17 protein-coding genes are annotated in these 17,652 nt (G+C 62.8%); 12 read left to right on the top strand and 5 right to left on the bottom strand.

The annotated features are described in order from the left end of the window. Nucleotides 1–7: 7 nt before the first annotated feature. Nucleotides 8–1,213, bottom strand: a complete 1,206-nt coding sequence (gene zigA / locus AACY13_RS19920; RefSeq protein ID WP_339463318.1) for a zinc metallochaperone GTPase ZigA — start codon at nucleotides 1,211–1,213, stop codon at nucleotides 8–10. A gap of 4 nt (nucleotides 1,214–1,217) precedes the next feature. After that, nucleotides 1,218–1,646, bottom strand: coding sequence for an RNA polymerase-binding protein DksA (gene dksA / locus AACY13_RS19915; protein WP_339463317.1), 429 nt, complete (start codon nucleotides 1,644–1,646; stop codon nucleotides 1,218–1,220). A 76-nt stretch (nucleotides 1,647–1,722) separates the two neighbouring features. On the opposite strand from dksA, the gene folE2 reads away from it, so the two are divergent. The 3 genes from folE2 (at nucleotide 1,723) to AACY13_RS19900 (ending at nucleotide 3,403) form a co-directional block, all read left to right on the top strand. Beyond that, nucleotides 1,723–2,613, top strand: coding sequence for a GTP cyclohydrolase FolE2 (folE2, locus tag AACY13_RS19910; RefSeq protein ID WP_339463316.1), 891 nt, complete (start codon nucleotides 1,723–1,725; stop codon nucleotides 2,611–2,613). Nucleotides 2,614–2,675: 62 nt separating this feature from the next. After that, nucleotides 2,676–3,179, top strand: coding sequence for a GNAT family N-acetyltransferase (locus AACY13_RS19905; RefSeq protein WP_339463315.1), 504 nt, complete (start codon nucleotides 2,676–2,678; stop codon nucleotides 3,177–3,179). Then, a complete protein-coding gene (locus AACY13_RS19900; protein ID WP_339463314.1) occupies nucleotides 3,167–3,403 on the top strand; it encodes a hypothetical protein in 237 nt (78 codons plus the stop codon). Before AACY13_RS19905 ends, AACY13_RS19900 begins: the two co-directional genes overlap by 13 nt. A gap of 167 nt (nucleotides 3,404–3,570) precedes the next feature. Here AACY13_RS19900 and AACY13_RS19895 read toward each other — a convergent pair whose 3' ends face one another. Together AACY13_RS19895 and AACY13_RS19890 are read right to left on the bottom strand one after the other, a co-directional pair. Then, nucleotides 3,571–5,502: a DUF2207 domain-containing protein gene (locus AACY13_RS19895; RefSeq protein WP_339463313.1), complete on the bottom strand. Its 1,932-nt coding sequence runs from the start codon at nucleotides 5,500–5,502 to the stop codon at nucleotides 3,571–3,573. A 1-nt stretch (nucleotide 5,503) separates the two neighbouring features. Then, on the bottom strand, nucleotides 5,504–6,070 hold the full coding sequence (locus tag AACY13_RS19890) for a LemA family protein (protein ID WP_339463312.1): 567 nt from the start codon (nucleotides 6,068–6,070) through the stop codon (nucleotides 5,504–5,506). A gap of 214 nt (nucleotides 6,071–6,284) precedes the next feature. On the opposite strand from AACY13_RS19890, the gene AACY13_RS19885 reads away from it, so the two are divergent. From AACY13_RS19885 to AACY13_RS19850, 8 genes are all read left to right on the top strand, one after another. Further along, nucleotides 6,285–6,689, top strand: a complete 405-nt coding sequence (locus AACY13_RS19885) for a ribonucleotide reductase subunit alpha (RefSeq protein WP_339463311.1) — start codon at nucleotides 6,285–6,287, stop codon at nucleotides 6,687–6,689. A gap of 252 nt (nucleotides 6,690–6,941) precedes the next feature. Next, nucleotides 6,942–7,664 carry a hypothetical protein gene (locus AACY13_RS19880; RefSeq protein ID WP_339463310.1) on the top strand — a complete coding sequence of 241 codons (723 nt, stop codon included), beginning with the start codon at nucleotides 6,942–6,944 and terminating at the stop codon, nucleotides 7,662–7,664. After that, complete coding sequence (locus tag AACY13_RS19875) at nucleotides 7,661–8,656, top strand: DUF6976 family protein (RefSeq protein WP_339463309.1); 996 nt, start codon at nucleotides 7,661–7,663, stop codon at nucleotides 8,654–8,656. Before AACY13_RS19880 ends, AACY13_RS19875 begins: the two co-directional genes overlap by 4 nt. A 242-nt stretch (nucleotides 8,657–8,898) precedes the next feature. Continuing rightward, complete coding sequence (locus AACY13_RS19870; RefSeq protein WP_339463308.1) at nucleotides 8,899–10,773, top strand: DUF294 nucleotidyltransferase-like domain-containing protein; 1,875 nt, start codon at nucleotides 8,899–8,901, stop codon at nucleotides 10,771–10,773. Next, nucleotides 10,770–11,495, top strand: a complete 726-nt coding sequence (locus tag AACY13_RS19865; protein WP_339463307.1) for a 3'-5' exonuclease — start codon at nucleotides 10,770–10,772, stop codon at nucleotides 11,493–11,495. The genes AACY13_RS19870 and AACY13_RS19865 overlap by 4 nt, the downstream gene beginning before the upstream one ends. Before the next feature lie 737 nt (nucleotides 11,496–12,232). Next, a complete protein-coding gene (locus tag AACY13_RS19860; RefSeq protein WP_339463306.1) occupies nucleotides 12,233–12,850 on the top strand; it encodes a class I SAM-dependent methyltransferase in 618 nt (205 codons plus the stop codon). 131 nt (nucleotides 12,851–12,981) lie between these two features. Beyond that, nucleotides 12,982–13,287 (top strand): cupin domain-containing protein, encoded by a 306-nt coding sequence (locus AACY13_RS19855; RefSeq protein WP_339463305.1) that lies wholly within the window; start codon nucleotides 12,982–12,984, stop codon nucleotides 13,285–13,287. A gap of 93 nt (nucleotides 13,288–13,380) precedes the next feature. Beyond that, nucleotides 13,381–13,809: an LIC_13387 family protein gene (locus AACY13_RS19850; protein ID WP_339463304.1), complete on the top strand. Its 429-nt coding sequence runs from the start codon at nucleotides 13,381–13,383 to the stop codon at nucleotides 13,807–13,809. 988 nt (nucleotides 13,810–14,797) lie between these two features. Here AACY13_RS19850 and AACY13_RS19845 read toward each other — a convergent pair. Beyond that, complete coding sequence (locus AACY13_RS19845) at nucleotides 14,798–16,465, bottom strand: BCCT family transporter (protein WP_339463303.1); 1,668 nt, start codon at nucleotides 16,463–16,465, stop codon at nucleotides 14,798–14,800. Nucleotides 16,466–16,739: 274 nt separating this feature from the next. Between AACY13_RS19845 and AACY13_RS19840 the strand changes: the two genes are divergently transcribed. Beyond that, on the top strand, nucleotides 16,740–17,480 hold the full coding sequence (locus AACY13_RS19840; RefSeq protein WP_339463302.1) for a substrate-binding periplasmic protein: 741 nt from the start codon (nucleotides 16,740–16,742) through the stop codon (nucleotides 17,478–17,480). Nucleotides 17,481–17,652 lie beyond the last annotated feature (172 nt).

Here is a 17,652-nt window from a genome sequence, read left to right as displayed (position 1 = left end):
GCCAGCATCAGGCGACCTCCTCATGCCAGGATCCGAAGGGGTCCGGCAGCGCCCGCCAGGCGTCCACGCCTAGGGCCATTTCCGCATCGCTCAGCAGGCAGGCATCCAGCTCCGCGGTCAGCTGGGCGAAATCGATGTTCTGACCGATAAACACCAGCTCCTGGCGACAGTCGCCGCTCTGCGCCTGCCAGTTCTTCATGATCGCCTGCAGGCCTTCGTCGTCCTCGGGCCACTGGCTTTTCGGCACAAAACGCCACCAGCGCCCGGCAAAACCATGGCGCATCAGGCCGCCGGCCTGGGACCAGCTGCCGGCCTCCTGGTATTTGCTGGCCAGCCAGAAGAAGCCCTTGGAGCGCAGCAGGCGGCCATTGCTCCACTCGCGGTTGATGAAATTGAAGAAGCGCTCGGGGTGCAGTGGCCGGCGCGCGCGGTAGGCGCTGGAGGCGATGCCGTATTCCTCGGTTTCCGGCACATGCTCGCCGCGCAGCTCCTTGAGCCAGCCCGGTGCCTGGGCGGCGCGCTCGAAGTCGAAACGGCCGGTGTTGAGGATCTTGGAAAGCTCCACCGCGCCCATGGCCATCGGCAGAATCTCGGCATGGGTGTTGAGGCCACGCAGGATGGCCATCAGCTCTTCGCGCTCATGGCTGCCGATCAGGTCGATCTTGCTCACCAGCAGCACATCGGCGAACTCCACCTGCTCGATCAGCAGATCGGTGATCGAACGCTCGTCCTCCTCGCCCAGGGTTTCGCCGCGGCTGGCCAGGCTTTCGGCCTGGTGGAAATCACGCAGAAAGTTCATCCCGTCGACCACCGTCACCATGCAATCCAGGCGCGCCAGATCGGCCAGGCTCTGGCCGTCTTCGCCACGGAAGGTAAAGGTCTCGGCCACCGGCAACGGCTCGGAAATGCCGGTGGACTCGATCAGCAGGTAGTCGAAGCGACCGTCCCGGGCCAGGCGGCCGACTTCCTCCAGCAGGTCTTCGCGCAGGGTGCAGCAGATGCAGCCGTTGCTCATTTCCACGAGTTTTTCTTCGGCGCGGTTCAGGCTGACATCACGCTGAACTTCGCTGCCATCGATATTGATCTCGCTCATATCGTTGACGATCACCGCCACTTTCAGACCTTCGCGGTTTTTCAGGATGGCGTTGAGCAAGGTGCTTTTGCCGGCACCGAGAAAGCCGGACAGCACGGTTACGGGAAGGCGATTGGTCATGGTTTCAGGCTCCATCGGTGTGACGCAGGTGTTTTTCGCGCTGTTCCTGGCGCTCCTTGGCTTCGACGCACAGGCTGGCGGTGGGCCGCAGCAGCAGACGCTTGAGGCCGATCGGTTCGCCGGTTTCGACGCACCAGCCGTATTCGCCGCGGGCCAGCCGGTCGAGGGCTTCGTCGATCTTGTCGAGCAGCTTCTTTTCCCGTTCCAGCAGGCGCAGTTGCCACTGCCGCTGTTCCTCGGCGCTGCCGATATCGGCGGGGTCGCTGCTGGTTTCGCGCTCGCGCAGGCCTTCGAATTCTTCGCCGATGCGCCTTTGCAGCTCGCCGCGCTGGCTGAGCAACAAGGCGCGGAAGAACTGCTGCTGAGCGGTATTCATATAGTCATCCGCCGGCTGGGCGAGCAGCTCGGCGTGGGTAAGTGGGGTTGCGGTCATCATCAGGATTCACTGGCTTTGCGATTTACTTGTTATAACATAACATTTAAATCCACAACCGAGCGGCAGATTTCTGATGAACGCACTGACATTGCCGGATATAGCCGCGCAAACGCCGGCCCACGAACAAGCCCTGGACTGGGTCGGCATGCAGGGCATCGCGCTACCTATCAACCTGGCCGGGCAACGCATCAATGCCCGCGCCGATGTCGGGGTCAGCCTGGATGACGGCAGTGCCCGCGGCATTCATATGTCGCGCCTGTACCTGGCCCTGCATGCCCTGGAGCACAGCGCGCTAAGCCCGGCGACGCTGCAGCAGCTGCTGGGCGAGTTTCTCGACAGCCATCAGGACCTGTCGCGGCAGGCGTCCATCAGCCTGCGTGGCGAGGTCCTGCTCAGCCGCCCGGCCCTGGTCAGCCCCCTCGCCGGTTGGAAGTCCTACCCCTTCGAGGTGCGTGCACGTCAGGGTTTATGGGGGTTTCACGTGGAACTGCAGGTAGAAGTGGCCTATTCGTCGACCTGCCCCTGCTCCGCCGCCCTGGCCCGCCAGCTGATCCAGCAGCGCTTTCTCGAGGACTTCGCCGGCCAGCCGCTGGAGCATGCCCAGTTGCTGGCCTGGCTGGGTTCGCCCCAGGGCATCGTCGCCACGCCGCATAGCCAGCGCAGCACCGCCACCCTGCAGGTGCGCCTGAACCAACAGGCCGATGAACTGCCCTTGATCGAGCTGATCGACCGCGCCGAACAGGCCCTGGGCACCGCCGTGCAGACCGCGGTCAAGCGCGCCGACGAGCAGGCCTTCGCCCTGGCCAACGGGCAGAACCTGATGTTCTGCGAAGACGCCGCGCGCCGTCTGCACAGCACCCTGCTGCTGCAGCCCGGGTTGAGCGCCTTCAGCCTGCGTGTGGTGCATGCGGAAAGCCTGCACGCCCATGATGCCGTGGCCGCCAGCGCCTGGAACTGGGGTTAAGACGATTTACCAGGCCAGCACGCAGCGCTACCCTGCCGGGTAAGCCATTGCAGGTAACCCAGATGACAGAGCCCCTGCCCGCCGCGTTCAGTCTGCGGGCCTACCAAGCCCGCGACCTGCCAGCCATCGTCGGTCTGTTTCAGGCCGCGGTCAGCCAGCTGACCGCGCAGCACTACGACAGGGCGCAGCGTCAGGCCTGGGCTCCAGCGCTTTCTGACATGCCTGCATGGCAAACACGTTTAGCCTCACTTGACCTGCTTATCGCCGAAGATGGCCAGGCTATCGCCGGTTTTATCGGTTTCACCAGTAACGGCCATATCGATTTGCTATTCACCGCCCCCGTCTATGCCCGCCAGGGTGTCGCCACGGCCCTGTATGCGGCGGCCGAACAACGCCTGCGGACGGCCGGAGCCCGCGAGCTGTTTACCGAGGCCAGCCTGACGGCGCGGCCATTCTTTGCCCGCCAGGGCTTTTCTGAGGAACAGGCACAGACGGTGACGCGCGGCGCTGTTACCTTGCCGCGCTTCGCCATGCGCAAAATCCTGGAGCCGCAATGGACACCCTGACGATTATTCTGCTGGCAGCCGTTGTGCTGGCGGCCTGCGCCCTGGCGCTGTGGAGCTGGCATAACCAGCGCAAGCTGGAGAAGCTGGATGAGCGGATCAGCCGGCAGAGCGAGCTGATCGAGCAGCTCGACAGCGTGCTGGAAAACCCCCAGCTCAGCGAGGCCGAGCAGCTGGAGAAAAGCGAGGCCCTGCTGGCCAAGCTGCAGGAAACCCGCAAGCCTTAGTCCCCTAGGATCAGTCGCGATCAGACGACGCGACCCCATCCCCTGTAGGAGCGGCTGGGCGGCACTCCGCCCTGGCCGCGATGTTGTTGCATTGACCGTGATCGCGGGCAATAACTGGGCGTCCCCCCGCTCCTACAAAAGCGCGCAACAGATAACTAAACCGCGCCCTACCAGCCGCCGCCTCCTCCGCCGCCACCGCCGCCACCCGACGACCCACCACCGGATGATCCACCACCGCCGCCCGATGAACTGCTCGAGGGCGGCGATGAAGCCAGCGCCGTGGCGCTGCTCAGGCCGGCAGCCAGGGCGCTGCTCATGGCCAACGGGGTGCTGAACTGACTGCGGCTGTGGTACCAGTCGGGTCGATAGTCACGCTGCGCCGGGTCGATCAGGCCGCTGGCCAAAGCCGCACTGAAACGCGCGCTCCACTTGTCCTCCACGCCCAGGGCCATGGCATAGGGCAGGTGTTTCTCGTACAGCGCGATGCTCATCGCCGGGGCATTGCCGGCCAGCGCCAGGGCGTCGCTCTCGGCCAGCTGCAGGTAGTCGCGGTAGCCCTCCAGGCCGTCGAGCAGTCGCCGCCCCTCGACCGACGGGGCCGGCAGCAGGTAATAGAACAGCATCACCACCAGCACATAGACGCAGAGCAGCAGCAAGGCCGGCAGCGACGCCACCTCGCTGAGCATCCACAGGCCGATCGGCAGCGGCCAGACAAACATCAAAGCCGCCAGACTCAGGCCGATCCGCCTACCCCAGGTGGGTTGTTGCCAGGCCATGCGCAGGACAAACAGCGACGGCACGCCAAAGCCCAGGGTAAACATCACGCCGCCAAAGCCGACGCCCCACTCGTCCGCGCCACGGACCCCGGCAAACACCATCAACATGCAGGCGGCAATCGCCCAGAACAGCCCCCAGGCCCAGATGCCGCGGTTATGACTGAACCAGTGCTTGCCCTCGCTCTTGAGGCGGTTGATCACATGCTCCTGAGCCTCCGCCAGGCGGCGTTCGTAGCGAGCGCCAAGGACCAGTGGCTTGCTGTCCTTGTCCTTGGGAAACAGCAAAGCCAAAGGCTCCCGCTCATTGGCTTGACGCTGATCATCCGGCGCGGCCCCCAGCGAGACCACAAACCCCTTGGCCCTGGGCCTGTCCTGCAACTGAATCAGCCGGCGTATGGCCCAATCGGTGAAGCACACACTGAGCACCCGCGCCGAGTCGTAGACGCCACGCAAGCCGCGGTGCCAGAGGTAGCCGGCCTGCACCGCGCTGATGCCCTGCGGAGCCTCGAACAGCGGGATGATCAGGCCCTTCTGCGGATCGCGGCCGACCCGCTTCCAGGCGCGCAGGTAGAACAGCACCAGGCCGACCAGCAACAGCGCGCCCAGGCACAGACCGAGGTTATCCAGCAGCAGGCGAGCACTTCGCTGCCACATATTCGGCCGCGCCACCAAGCCCGCCGGCCAGTCCACGGCAAGCGTCAGGCCGTGTTGCGCCGGCAAGACTTGCGAAGTGACCAGGCGCAGATGATCGTCGCCCTGCTCGACCACCTCGTACGCCTTGCCCTGTTCGCCATCACCCCCGGTATAAGCCGCCAGCTGGCCAATTCGCGCACCTGGCGGCAGCTTGACCTCGACCGAGGCCTTAAGAATCGGGAAGACCCACTGATTACCGGTGACGTTCCAGTACAGCTCGTCGCGGCCTTCGTGATGCAGCAGCTGCCGCTCGACCCGATAACGCAGCTCGTACTGGTAGCGCCCCGGCTGCAGCCGGTGGGACGCCGAGCCGATGTAGTAGCGTACCCAGGCACCGTTGCGCTCGGTTGTCACCTGCTCGGGCTGGCCGTCGCGGGTCACGCCCAGCAGGCTGATCGGGCCGCTTTTGTTCAAGCCCAGGGCCTGCCTGTAGCTGACCGGCAGATCGCGGTAGATACCGCGCTTGATCTGCTCGCCCTCGGCCTGCACGGTAATTCGCTCGGTCACCAGCAGGCTGGCGTCTGCCTGCACCTGCAGGGTCACGGCAAAGTCTTCGATCACCTCGTCCGCGGCAACCCATAACGGCAGCAGGCACAGGCTCAACAGCGCAACGCGCATTCCTTGCAACATGTCAGAACTCCATTTTTGGCGACTGGGCATCACGCGGGTCATCCAGGCTGAAATACTCGGCCTGGCTAAAAGCAAACGGCCGCGCCACCAGGTTGCTCGGCACCGACTCGACCAGCACATTGAGCTCGCGCACCGCGCCATTGTAATAGCGCCGGGCCATCTGGATATGTTCCTCGACCTCGCTGAGGTTGCGCTGCAGGTCGAGAAACTGGCCATCGGCCTTGAGCGCCGGGTAGCCCTCGACCAGGGCGAACAGCTGGCGCAGCTGGGTGCTCAGATGCGCCTCCACCGGCGCACGCTGGCCCAGCGGCGAATCGGCCAGCTGCACCGCGCGCATGCGCTCCTGCACCAGCGCCTGCAGGCTGTCCTGTTCGTAGCGCATATAGTGCCGCACACATTCCACCAGCGCCGGAATCAGGCTGGAACGGCGCTTGAGCTGCACATCGATACCGCTCCAGGCCTCGGCCACCCGCGCGCGGTTGAACACCAGGCGGTTGTAGTAATAAATCCCCAGACCGCCCAGCCCCAGCAGCACGGCCAGCCCCCACCAGAATCCCGCCCCTTGCATAGCCACTCCTTGATCAGCAGGCCGTTGAACATCATCAGTTCGCCCGCGTTATCCGCCCGCCGGCTAACACCATAGCCGGCACCGACCGCGCGTGCGGCACTGTTACGCGATCGGCGCGACGCGCCGTCTATACCTTAAGAGATATGGTCAGGGTCGGCACCCCATGGCAGTGTGGCTTATCGCAGCGCTTATTTTCTCGTACGGATGGACTGTCATGGATATTGCCGAATTCGCCGACCTGCTGGCCGCCGCCAAGGCCCAGCCGGAACCGCAACGCTTGCTGCTGGTGTTCGTTTGCGCCGAGCTGCCGGAAGACGCCAGCGCAGAGGAACGCCAGCGCCACGCCGAGAACCAGGGCGGCTCGCTCAAGCCGGTGCTGTGCGTCGACAAGCTGCCGGACGAACTGGTGGATTTTGCCGGGCTGCTGGCCGAGTCCAGCCGCACCGGGGTGGCCTGGGACCTGGTGTTCGCCGCCGGCCTGGGCGGACGCGCGGGCATGGTGCCGAGCAGCGACGAGGCCGAGCAGCCCTTGAAGATGATGGTCGGGGCCATCGAAGCCGGCAGCATCGGCAACTTTATCGCCTTCGACCGCACCGGGCAGGCGGTGAGCTTTTACTAGGCGGCTGTCCGAGAATATGAAATTTTGTAGGTTGGGCTGAGCTCCGCGAAGCCCAACAGGGTGGTTTTGTTGGGCTTCGTTCCTCAGCGCCAACCTACATTTGCAGTCGATTGCCATTCTCGGACAGCCTTCCAGGAGGCTGTCGCCGTACTAGTGCACAAGTCGCAACGACTTAGTGCCAAGGTCCCCTGGCTCGCTGCGCCCCCCCATGTGAAGGTCCCTGGACTGTTAAACCACAACAGGGAGGTCCGGGTGAAAGACGCAGAATTGTGCCGCTGGCTACTGGAAGTGAACGAGCCCTGGGAGGTCAGCCGGGTGCGTGTCGATACCCACAGCCGCGAGCTGCATGCCTACCTGAGCAGCGGCAAGAGCTGGTTCGGTCGCTACCTCGGCGAACAGCCGCGCTCACGCTGGCGGCATGTCAATATCGGTGCCTACAAGACCTATATCCACGCCAGCCTGCCCGAGCAGCACGGCCAGGCCGCGCAAGCCTTCCTCGGTAAAAGCGCCAGCGACTTCACCCATGGCCTGGCCCGGCGGGTGATCCAGTGCCTGCAGGATGGCCTGCGCTATCGCCAGGTCTGCGCCCTGCTGGATATCGACATCCACCTCGCCTGGCAGATCAAGCACGCGATCGAGTCGGGCCAGCTGAGCACGGCGGATACCGAGCTGCGGGCGCGCCTGCAACTGGACGATCCGGCCGGGCAAGCCGCCAGCAGCATTCCCGCCAGCGACGACCGCGCATGGCTGCGCCTGCTGGCGCTGGATTGTCCGTTCGAGATCCGCCTGCTGAGCCTGAAACTGCTGCTGGCCCGCGCCCGTCAGGACTTCGCCAGGGCCCATGACCCGGATATGCGGATCCTCAGGATCAACGAACTGCGGCGCTTCTTTATCAAGCACGAAAAGCATCTGCAGCACGAGATCGCCCAGCTGAACAACGAACCGCAGCAGGCCACGGAGGGCGACCAGCCATGAACCACGCCAGCGCGACAAGCGCACTGCTGGACCTGCGCCAGGCCAGCGCCTTGATCGAACGCGGCGAAACCCTGGCCATCGCCGGCCACCTCGACTGCCTGACGGCGCTGCCCAGGGGCAACTGGATCGGCGGCACCACCCCCTACTTCATGGCCAGCGAGGGTGGCACCTGTCGCCTCGACCGGGTGTTCGTCCAGCCGTTCGGCCAGCGGGCCGGGGAGATCCTCTGCTATGACCGCGAGCGGCTGCCGCACATGCTCGAAGACGCCCCGGAAAATGGCTTCAGCATCGTCATTCTGCCGGCCGCCAGTGCCGTGCTCGAGGACTATGCCCGCGAGGCCCCCGACTACCCCGACATGTACATCAAGCCGATTGTCGGCTGGGTCGCGGGCGTGCACCTGGATCAGCTGGGCAGCGCCCAGGCCCAGGTGATCGACGGCCGCAGCGGTCGCTGTTACACCGACCAGGCCATCGTCCTGCACATCCCCCTGCCGCCCGAGCAGGCGGCGCTGGTGCATGCGGTGAACCTGTTCACCCCCGGCGCGGGGCCGACGCTGCGCTTCGCCGAGACCGGCTTTGCCGCCCGCGACTGCCTGATCGATGGCGTGCGCGGCAGCTTGCTCGAGCTGATCCGCACACGCGGCATCGACACCCGCCTGCCGCTGGTGGCCGACTACTGCGGGGCCATGATCAATGTCAGCATCCTGGCACTGGAGTCCGAGCCGGGGCTGGTGTCCTTCTACGCGCCGGTGTTCGCCGGGGTCGACTACCGCTTCGCCGACGCGGTCGAGGACTACAGCGCGCGCTTCCTGCAGGCCATGCCCAGCGACGGCGGGCCCATCCTGTTCGGCTGCAACTGCATCCTCAACTACCTCTATTCGCAGTTGCAGGGCCGCCAGACGGCGCGCCTCACCGGCCCCATCACCTTCGGCGAAGTCGCCTACCAGCTGCTCAACCAGACCGCCGTCTACCTGACCCTCGAGCACAGCTGAAGCCATGGCCGGGCGCTGCCGGGAGCCAGCCCCGGCAGCGAAACAGTCGCGTGCTCGCGCCGGGGCAGGTTATGGTTAGCCCATACCGCTCATCCGCCACCCTGCCGCCGCTGTTCGAGCCGCCGGCCGTCATGTGCAAAAGGCGGCGAGTCTTTCCGGCGCTCCCGCGCGGCCATAAGCGCCGTGAACCCGCACAGGCGTAGCCGGCGGCGGTCGGCCCGCCCCACCTTCAAGAGGCCCCCATGCAGATCGAGTTACTGGAGATCCGCGACCACCTGCAGCGCTTCCCGCCCTTCGATGCCCTGCCCGAGGACAGCCTCGACGCCATCGCCCGCCAGGTCGAGGTGGCCTACTTCAAGGCCGGCAGCGACATCCTCCTGTACGGCGCACAGATTCATGAGCTGCACTATGTGCGCAGCGGCGCGGTGGAAATCTACCGGCGCAACGGCGAGCTGTACAACCGCCTGAGTGAGGGCGACATCTTCGGCCAGGCCGGCCTGCTGCGCAGCAACAAGGTGCGCTTCCCGGCGCGGGCCATCGAAGACAGCCTGATCTACTTTATCCCCGGCGAGCTGTTCGGCCAGCTGTGCGAGGCCCACGACAGCTTTGCCGACTTTGTCGAGGCCGAGGGCCAGTCACGGCTGAAATCGGCGGTGGAAAGCCAGGGTCAGGCCAGCGAGCTGACCCAGCTCAAGGTGCGCAAGCTGATCTCCCGCCAGCCGGTCTGCGTGCCGCTGCACACCTCGGTGCAGCAGGCCGCCCAGGTGATGACCGAGCAGAGCGTATCGTCCCTGGTAATCACCGACGGCGAGGCGGCCGGCGCCGCCATGGTCGGCATCCTCACCGACCGCGACCTGCGCACCCGGGTGCTGGCAACCGGGCTCGACAGCGCGGCACCGGTAAGCCAGGTGATGTCGCCCGACCCCATCACCATCCAGGCCGATGACAGCGTTTTCGAAGCCATGTTGTCCATGCTGCGCCACAATATCCATCACCTGCCGGTGGTGCAGCGGCGTCGCCCCCTGGGCCTGATCAACCTGTCCGACATCATCCGCTACGAGTCCCACAGCAGCCTCTACCTGGTCAACAGCATCTTCAACCAGGCGAATGTCGCCGGCCTGCAGAACCTCCTGGCGGACCTGCGCGGCACCTACGTGCGCATGGTCAACGACAATGCCACCGCGCAGATGATCGGCAGTGCCATGAGCGGCATCGGCCGCGCCTTTACTCAGCGCCTGCTGGAGCTGGCCGAACAGCAACTCGGCCCGCCGCCGGTGCCCTACTGCTTTATGGTGGCCGGCTCCATGGCCCGCGACGAACAGCTGCTGGTCACCGACCAGGACAACGCCCTGGTGCTCGACGACCGCTTCGACCCGGCGCAGCACGACGCCTACTTCGCCGCCCTCGCCCAGTTCGTCAGCGACGGCCTGGCGGCCTGCGGTTACAGCTACTGCAAGGGCGGCATCATGGCCAGCAACCCCCAGTGGCGACAGCCGCTGCGGGTCTGGCGCGACTACTTCCAGCAGTGGATCGACCAACCCAACCCGCAAACCCTGCTCAACAGCTGCATCTTCTTCGACCTCGACGGCGTGCATGGCGAACGCGAACTGGTGGAAAACCTCCAGGACCTGCTCGCGCAGAAAGCCAGCAGCAACCCGGCCTTCCTCGCCGCCCTGGCGCGCAACGCCCTCAACCGCACGCCGCCGCTGGGCTTCTTCCGCACCTTCGTGATGGAGAGCGACGGCCAGCAGAAGAACATCATCAACCTCAAGGGTCGCGGCAGCGCGCCGCTCACCGACCTGATCCGCGTGCACGCCCTGGCCTGCGGCAGCAAGGCGCAGAACTCCCTGGAGCGCCTGGACGCCATCGCCCAGACCAAGCTGCTGCAGCCCGAGGCCATCAGCCAGCTGCGCTACGCCCTGGAGTTTCTCAGCCTAGTGCGCATCCGCCATCAGGCCCGGGCCATCGAGGAAGGCCGCGAACCGAACAACTACATCGAGCCGGAAAAGGTCTCCGCCAGCGAGCGGCACAACCTCAAGGAAGCCTTTCAGGTGCTCAGCAACGCGCAGAAATTCCTCCGCTTCCGTTACCCGGCGCAAGCGAGTCAGGCGCTATGAGCGGCCTGGCCAAGGCCGGCACCGCCGAACTGTTCGACTGGGCCGGGCACCTCGCCAAGCTTGCCGAAAGCGCCAGCGACCCGCGCCTGCAAGCCTTCTACCGCGCCGGCACGGTAAGCGCCGACACCCCCCTGGAACAGGTGCCGCTGCTGGCCCTGGACGTGGAAACCACCGGCCTGGACGCCAACCAGCACGCCATCGTCAGCCTCGGCCTGCTGCCCTTCAACCTGCGCCGCATCCGCTGCGGCCAGGCGCTGTACTGGGTGGTCAAACCGGCCTGCGAGCTGAGCAGCGAGTCGGTGACCTACCACCACATCACCCACTCGGACATCCGCCACGCCCCGCGCATGGGGCAGATACTCGACGAGCTGCTGACGGCCATGGCCGGCAAGGTGATGGTGGTGCACTACCAGAATATCGAGCGCAGCTTTCTCGACCAGGCGCTGCGCCAGCAAGTGGGGGAAGGCTTGCAATTCCCGGTGATCGACACCATGCAACTGGAAGCGCGCCTCTACCCCAAACGCCAGCCCGGCTGGCTGGGCCGGTTGCTGGGTCGCCAACCAGTCTCCATCCGCCTGGCCGACAGCCGCCTGCGCTACAACCTGCCGCAGTACCAGGCGCACCATGCGCTGACCGACGCCCTGGCAACTGCAGAGTTACTGCAGGCGCAGGTCGCCGCGCGGTATTCGGCGGATACGCCGGTGGGGGAATTGTTGAGTTGAGAGCGCGCTTTTGTAGGAGCGGTGGGGACGCCTAGTCCTTGGCCGCGATGCTCTGCGCCCTCCTGCGTATTCGGCACACCATCACGTTTGCTGATGCCTCTAGCACCGTAGGGTGGGTTGAGCATCGCGATACCCATCATTACCCGGCTATTACAAAGGCGTTCGGCACAACACCCTATGCGCTGATGCTTCGTGTTGCGCCCCCTCGGGCGCGTCACTTGATTCGCTACGCTCACCCTTAGGGCCAGCCTGCGGCTGTTACTGCGCTTCGCTCCGTTTCCCTCGCTCCGGTATTGCTCCGGGGGCCGGCGTACATGGGCCATCCCTGGCCCATTACGCCTCTCGCCGCATCCATACGGCTCGTCCCCCGACGCAACACCTGCGCTCGGACTCCTGACGGGGATTTAACGCGCGGTTGATATTTCGGCGGCTGACGGAAAAAAGAGCAAAGGCAAAACCTGGCCGTATCTCCGTCATCGACCGCCGTAATGGACAGCCTCGGCACTAATGGACTAGCTTTGCCCCAAGCCTGCCAGTATTTCGCCAGCAGTCCGGGCTTGCCGTTCTCTCTGTCGCGTTTTCCCCAGGTGCCGCTGCCCTTACCGCGGCTACCTTCGAGCCAGACAAGGATTTATAAGGCGATAAGGAAGCTTATGCGATGCGCACCGCGGCAGACCGCGACATATATGCCGCCTAATTAATAGTTAGCTTTGGGGCAAAACTGGAATATATGACAAATGAAAGACTCAAAGAAATTTTGGGATAAATCTGCAGAAAAGTATATTAAAAGCCCCATTAAAGATGAAGCTACATATCAACAAAAGCTAGCAATTACCCAAGAGTTCCTGAGGTTGGATTCGAAGGTGCTAGAGTTCGGCTGCGGCAGCGGTGCCACCGCAATTTACCATGCCCCTCATGTTGAATATGTTGTTGCTACAGATATATCTGACAAAATGATAGAGGCGGCTCAGAGAAAAGCGCTCGAAGCTGGAGTAAAGAACATTTCTTTTCAGCAGGGCACACTAGACAGCCTAAAGCTCAAAAATGAAAGTTTTGACGCTGTGTTGGGGCTAAATGTGTTACATCTTTTGGCCGATGCAGATGGTGCAATTGCTAATGTTCATCGAGTTTTAAAAAGTGATGGTGTATTTGTTTCAAGCACATCACTAATAGCAGAAATCAATTTGGTTTTTCGATGGTTGATCTCTGGAATGCAGTTTCTTGGTTTGGCTCCTTATGTCAGTCGATTTACAAAGATCCAGCTTATTTCTAAATTAATGAATTCAGGTTTTACTATTGAGCGAGAATGGCAAACAAGCCATGAATCGATATTCATAGTCGCTAGAAAAGGCTAGTCAAGACGTTGTGTGCAAGCTAACAAGCGGCTGTTATCGCCCCTTCGGGGCTGGGACGGCCTTTTCGCCGCTTCGCGGCTGCAAGTCCGCCCTAAAGCCGGGCGTTATGTACCACAAGGAAGGAAATACGTATGCCAGGGAAGTATCCGCAAAGAATCAAAGAACTACCGTTATTTGATGGACGCTTTGATGCCTATCAACTTGAAGCGAAAAATAGCACTGTTCTTTTTGCCTCGTACCCGCCTGGAACATCTATTCCGCCTCATACCCATGAAACAGATAATCATGGTGTGATTACACGCGGCGAGCTAATACTTACCATGGATAATAAAACCACCAGAATCGGCGTTGGTGAGTGGTATCACGTGCCTGCAAATGTTGAGCATTCAGCATCATTTGAGGTGGCCACAGATGAAGTCGAGTTTTGGTTTGTGTGAGTACATAACAATTGGTATCGCTCATTTCGCCCACTAGGGCGGGCTAAAGCCCGCCCCTTAGCTTAATCGCTATGCCAGTACAAGGAGCTCCGCATGCTTACAAAATATTTATATATCGCAGGCTGCATCCCATTTCTTGCTCTTGGCATCCTGCATACGCTCTACACAATCGCAGACACGTACAATCCTAAAAAGCTAATACCATATAAAGCTGGTGTTATGGGACTCATGAAAGAGTCAACCTTAGCCATCACCAAAGAAACAAATGTGTGGCGTGCCTGGGTTGGCTTTAACATCAGCCACGGTATCGGCATACTGTTTTTCTCAACCACTTATTTATACCTATCAATCTTTAACACACCCTTCCTTGCAGGCTCTCTATTCTTTATGAGCGCGGCACCAATTATTTCATTAACATACCTTGTACTGTCTAAAAAATATTGGTTCAGCATTCCTACCGCAGGCTCAGCTATCGGTCTACTCTGTTTCGTTGCCGGGGCATTTTCGCGGGTATATGCATAACAAAGGGCACATGCCTGACCCTTAGCTTAATCGCCAGGTTGCATGGAGAACCCCAGCATGAGCACCTTCAAAGCCTGGCAGTAAAGGGGACAGATTTATTTTCTCCGTCGCCGGCTTCTACTGGTTTCGCCCTTACGGCGAGTTACTTTCTCTTTGCTTGTGCAAAGAGAAAGCACACCCGACATCCGGGTTTCGCTTCGCTCAACTTCCCTCACTCCGGTGCTGCTCCGGGGGCCGGCTTACAAGGGCCGTCCCTGGCCCTTTAAGCCTCTCGCCGCACCCATGCGGCTCGTCCCCCTGCACAACACCTCCACTCGGCCTCCTGACGGGACCAGGACGCGAGCTTACGAGATTTCCCTAGTCTCAAGCTTACGGCGTCTGTTTTTTGCTTTGCTTTTGAGCAACGACTGCGCAGACGACGCCCAAATCCCCTTCAGGAGGCCGAATGGAATCGCCGCGTAAGGGGTTGAGCGACATGGATGTCGCGAGAGCCGCGATGGGCCAGGGATGGCCCTTCGTCGGTGGGCCGCATCCGGCGTGCCCCTGGAGTGGTGATGGAGTGAGGGAACCTCGGCGTAGCCGGGGCCGTATGTAGGGGTGCCCTTCTTTTTGGTTACTTTTTCTTGGGCAAGCAAGAACAACGTAGCGAAGCGAAGTAACAGCCGCAGGCTGGCCCGAAGGGTGAGCGCAGCGAATCAAGTGACGCGCCCGAGGGGGCGCAACACTAAACATCAGCAAACGCGCTGCAATGCCGAACACCAAAGCGTCGCGGCTAAAGCCCCTCCCACATGTGCTCAACATTGACCCATGCGCGGCTTCCCCTCCCACAATCCATCAGCGCACACGATGCTGTGGGTGCCAAGCAAAGCATCGCGGGCAAGGCTAGGCACCCCCGCCGCTCCTACAGGTGGCCGGTGCCCGCCGCGCAAACCCCGCGCATAAAAAAGCGCGCCCGTAGGCGCGCTCTGGTATTACCCGACAGTCGTGGTCAGCGCGGTTCGCTCATCAGGCCTTTGACGATCGATACGCAGCCCACCAGCAGCACGATGGTAAACGGCAGGCCGGTGGATACCGCCATGGCCTGCAGGGCCACCAGGCCGCCGCCGAGCAGCAGGGCGATGGCCACCGCGCCTTCCATGATGGCCCAGAAGGCCCGTTGCGGCACCGGTGCATTGACCTTGCCGCCGGCGGTGATGGTGTCGATCACCAGGGAGCCGGAGTCCGACGAGGTGACGAAGAACACGATCACCAGCACGATGCCGATAAAGGAGCTGATCTCACTCAACGGCAGCTCGCCGAGCATGGCGAACAACTTCAGCTCCAGGGCCGCATCCTGCACCCCGGTAAAGCCGTCACCGAGCAGTTGGCCGATCGCGGTGCCGCCGAAGGCGGTCATCCACAGCACCGACACCAGCGACGGCACCAGCAGCACGGCGATGAGGAACTCGCGCACCGTGCGGCCGCGGCTGACCCGGGCGATAAACATGCCGACAAAGGGCGACCAGCTGATCCACCAGGCCCAGTAGAAGGCGGTCCAGCCCTGGCTGAAGTTGGCGTCTTCACGGCCGACGGGGTTGGACAGCTCGGGCAGATAGGCCAGGTAACTCCCCAGGTTGCTGAAGAAACCGGTGACAATCGCCAGCGTCGGCCCGGCCAGGATGATAAAGCCGAGCAACAGGATGGCCAGCACCATGTTGATTTCCGACAGGCGCTTGACCCCCTTGTCCAGGCCCGCCAGTACGGAGAGCAAGGCGATCGCGGTGATGCCGGTAATCAGCAGCACCTTGCTGATGTCGGTGGCGGCGATGCCGAACAGGTGGTCGAGGCCGGCAGCCGCCTGCTCGGCACCCAGGCCCAGGGAGGTGGCCAGGCCGAACAGGGTGGCGAACACCGCGAGGATGTCGATCACATGCCCCGGCCAGCCCCACACCCGCTCGCCCAGCAGCGGGTAGAAGATCGAGCGGATGCTCAGCGGCAGGCCCTTGTTGAAGGAGAACAGCGCCAGGGCCAGGGCGACGATGGCGTAGATCGCCCAGGGATGCAGACCCCAGTGGAAGATGGTGGCCGCCATCGCCAGGCTCGCGGCCTCCTGCGCATTACCGGCGGCCGCGCCCAGCGGTGCCCAGTCGGTACGCAGGCCGTCTTCGCCGACGCTGATCCCGCCCATGGCCGAGCCCAGGTGCGACATCGGCTCGCCTACGCCGTAGAACATCAGGCCGATGCCCATGCCGGCGGCGAACAGCATGGCAAACCAGCTTGCGTAGCTATGGTCCGGCGTCGCCTCCTTGCCGCCCAGGCGTACCTTGCCCAGGGGCGAGACGATCAGCCCCAGGCACAGCAGCACGAAGATGTTGGCCGCGCCGATAAAGAACCAGGCCAGGTTGCTGGTCAGCCAGTTGCGAATGGCGCTGAAAATCGGTTCGACCTCGGCCTGCAAGGCCAGGGTCAGGACCACGAACAGCAGAATGGTCAGCGCGGAGATGCTGAACACCTTGCCGTGGATATCCAGGTTGAACAGGAACCTGCCCTTGATATTGTCCTGTCCGACCACATAGTCGGTATCGATCAGGTTGGCGGCCCCGCTCGGGGCTGGAATGCCACCCGGTATTTCCGCTTCTGGCTGCGGGGTCGTGTCAGAGGAAGGGTCTTTTCCCATATGGAATGCTCCTTAGGCGTGTGGCTACATTTCGCGCATGAGGACGGATTGCCCTACTCGTACAGCTGCCAAACCGGCAGCTGCGCCAAACAGGGTAGCAGCCACAGCCCATCCCTGCAGGCACAAAGCCAGAATTGGCGGCCATTGCGGCCAGTTCAGCGCCCGCTTAACTGGCCATAACGTCAGATATTTCCGGCTTGAGCTCCCCCAGGAGCAGGCAATTGGCTATGGTTGCTGTAGCCCCCCTATGCCGTCATGTCGAGAGTCTGCCCCAATGACAGTCCTTCTTCCGCTGCTGGTCTGTCTGACGCTTGCCTTCAGCCCTGCCCTGCGCGCGCAGACCTTTACCGTGGGGGTCGAACTGCAGCCCTATATGCCCTACTCGAATGTGCAGGACGGTCAGTATCTGGGCTATGGCCGCGACCTGCTGGACGCCTTCGCCGCCCACCAGGGCCATGAGTTCGTTTACCGGCCCCTGCCCGTGCGGCGTCTGCTCAACGACTTTCTCGGCGGCCGGGTGGATTTGAAATACCCCGACAACCCGCGCTGGAACGCCGATATCAAGCGCGGCCATCAGGTGCACTTCAGCCGCGCGGCGGCACCGGCCATCGACGGCATACTGGTCAAACCCCAGCACCTCGATCAGGGCAAGGCGCGTCTGCGCCGCCTCGGCACCCAGCGAGGCTTCACCCCCTGGCCCTATCTGGAGGACATCGAGGCAGGGCGGATCATCCTGATCCAGGCCAACCAGATCGACTCGCTGCTGGCCATGGCCCTCAGCGACCGAGTCGACGGCGTCTACCTCAACCCGCAGGTGGTGGCGCACCACCTGCGCAGCAACGGCATGGACAGCAATGCCCTGGTGTTCGACCGCAACCTGGCCTATCAGGATGACCACTACTTTCTCTCGAGCATCCAGCACCCCGAGCTGATCGAGCAGTTCGATGCCTTTCTCAGCAGCCAGGCCGAGCAAGTGCAGGCCCTGAAGGCACGCCACGGCATTGTCGAGCCATAGCGCCAGGCTACCAGGCCCTTACAAAACCATGTGCCAACTCCCTGTTGCATGGGGCGCTTGGGGGGAGTGACCTGCTTGCACGGGCCAATGGGTAGGGTGACGCGGGGCCGCCCAGGCCGTGCGCACCGAGAATTTGCAGCCGTCCCTGGTGCGCACGGCGCACCCTACGAGA

It is taken from the genome of Pseudomonas sp. EA_105y_Pfl2_R69 (assembly GCF_963970915.1).
Taxonomy (GTDB): Bacteria; Pseudomonadota; Gammaproteobacteria; order Pseudomonadales; family Pseudomonadaceae; genus Aquipseudomonas.
Note: the sequence above shows the minus strand (reverse complement) of the source record. Positions and strands in the feature narration are given on the sequence as shown.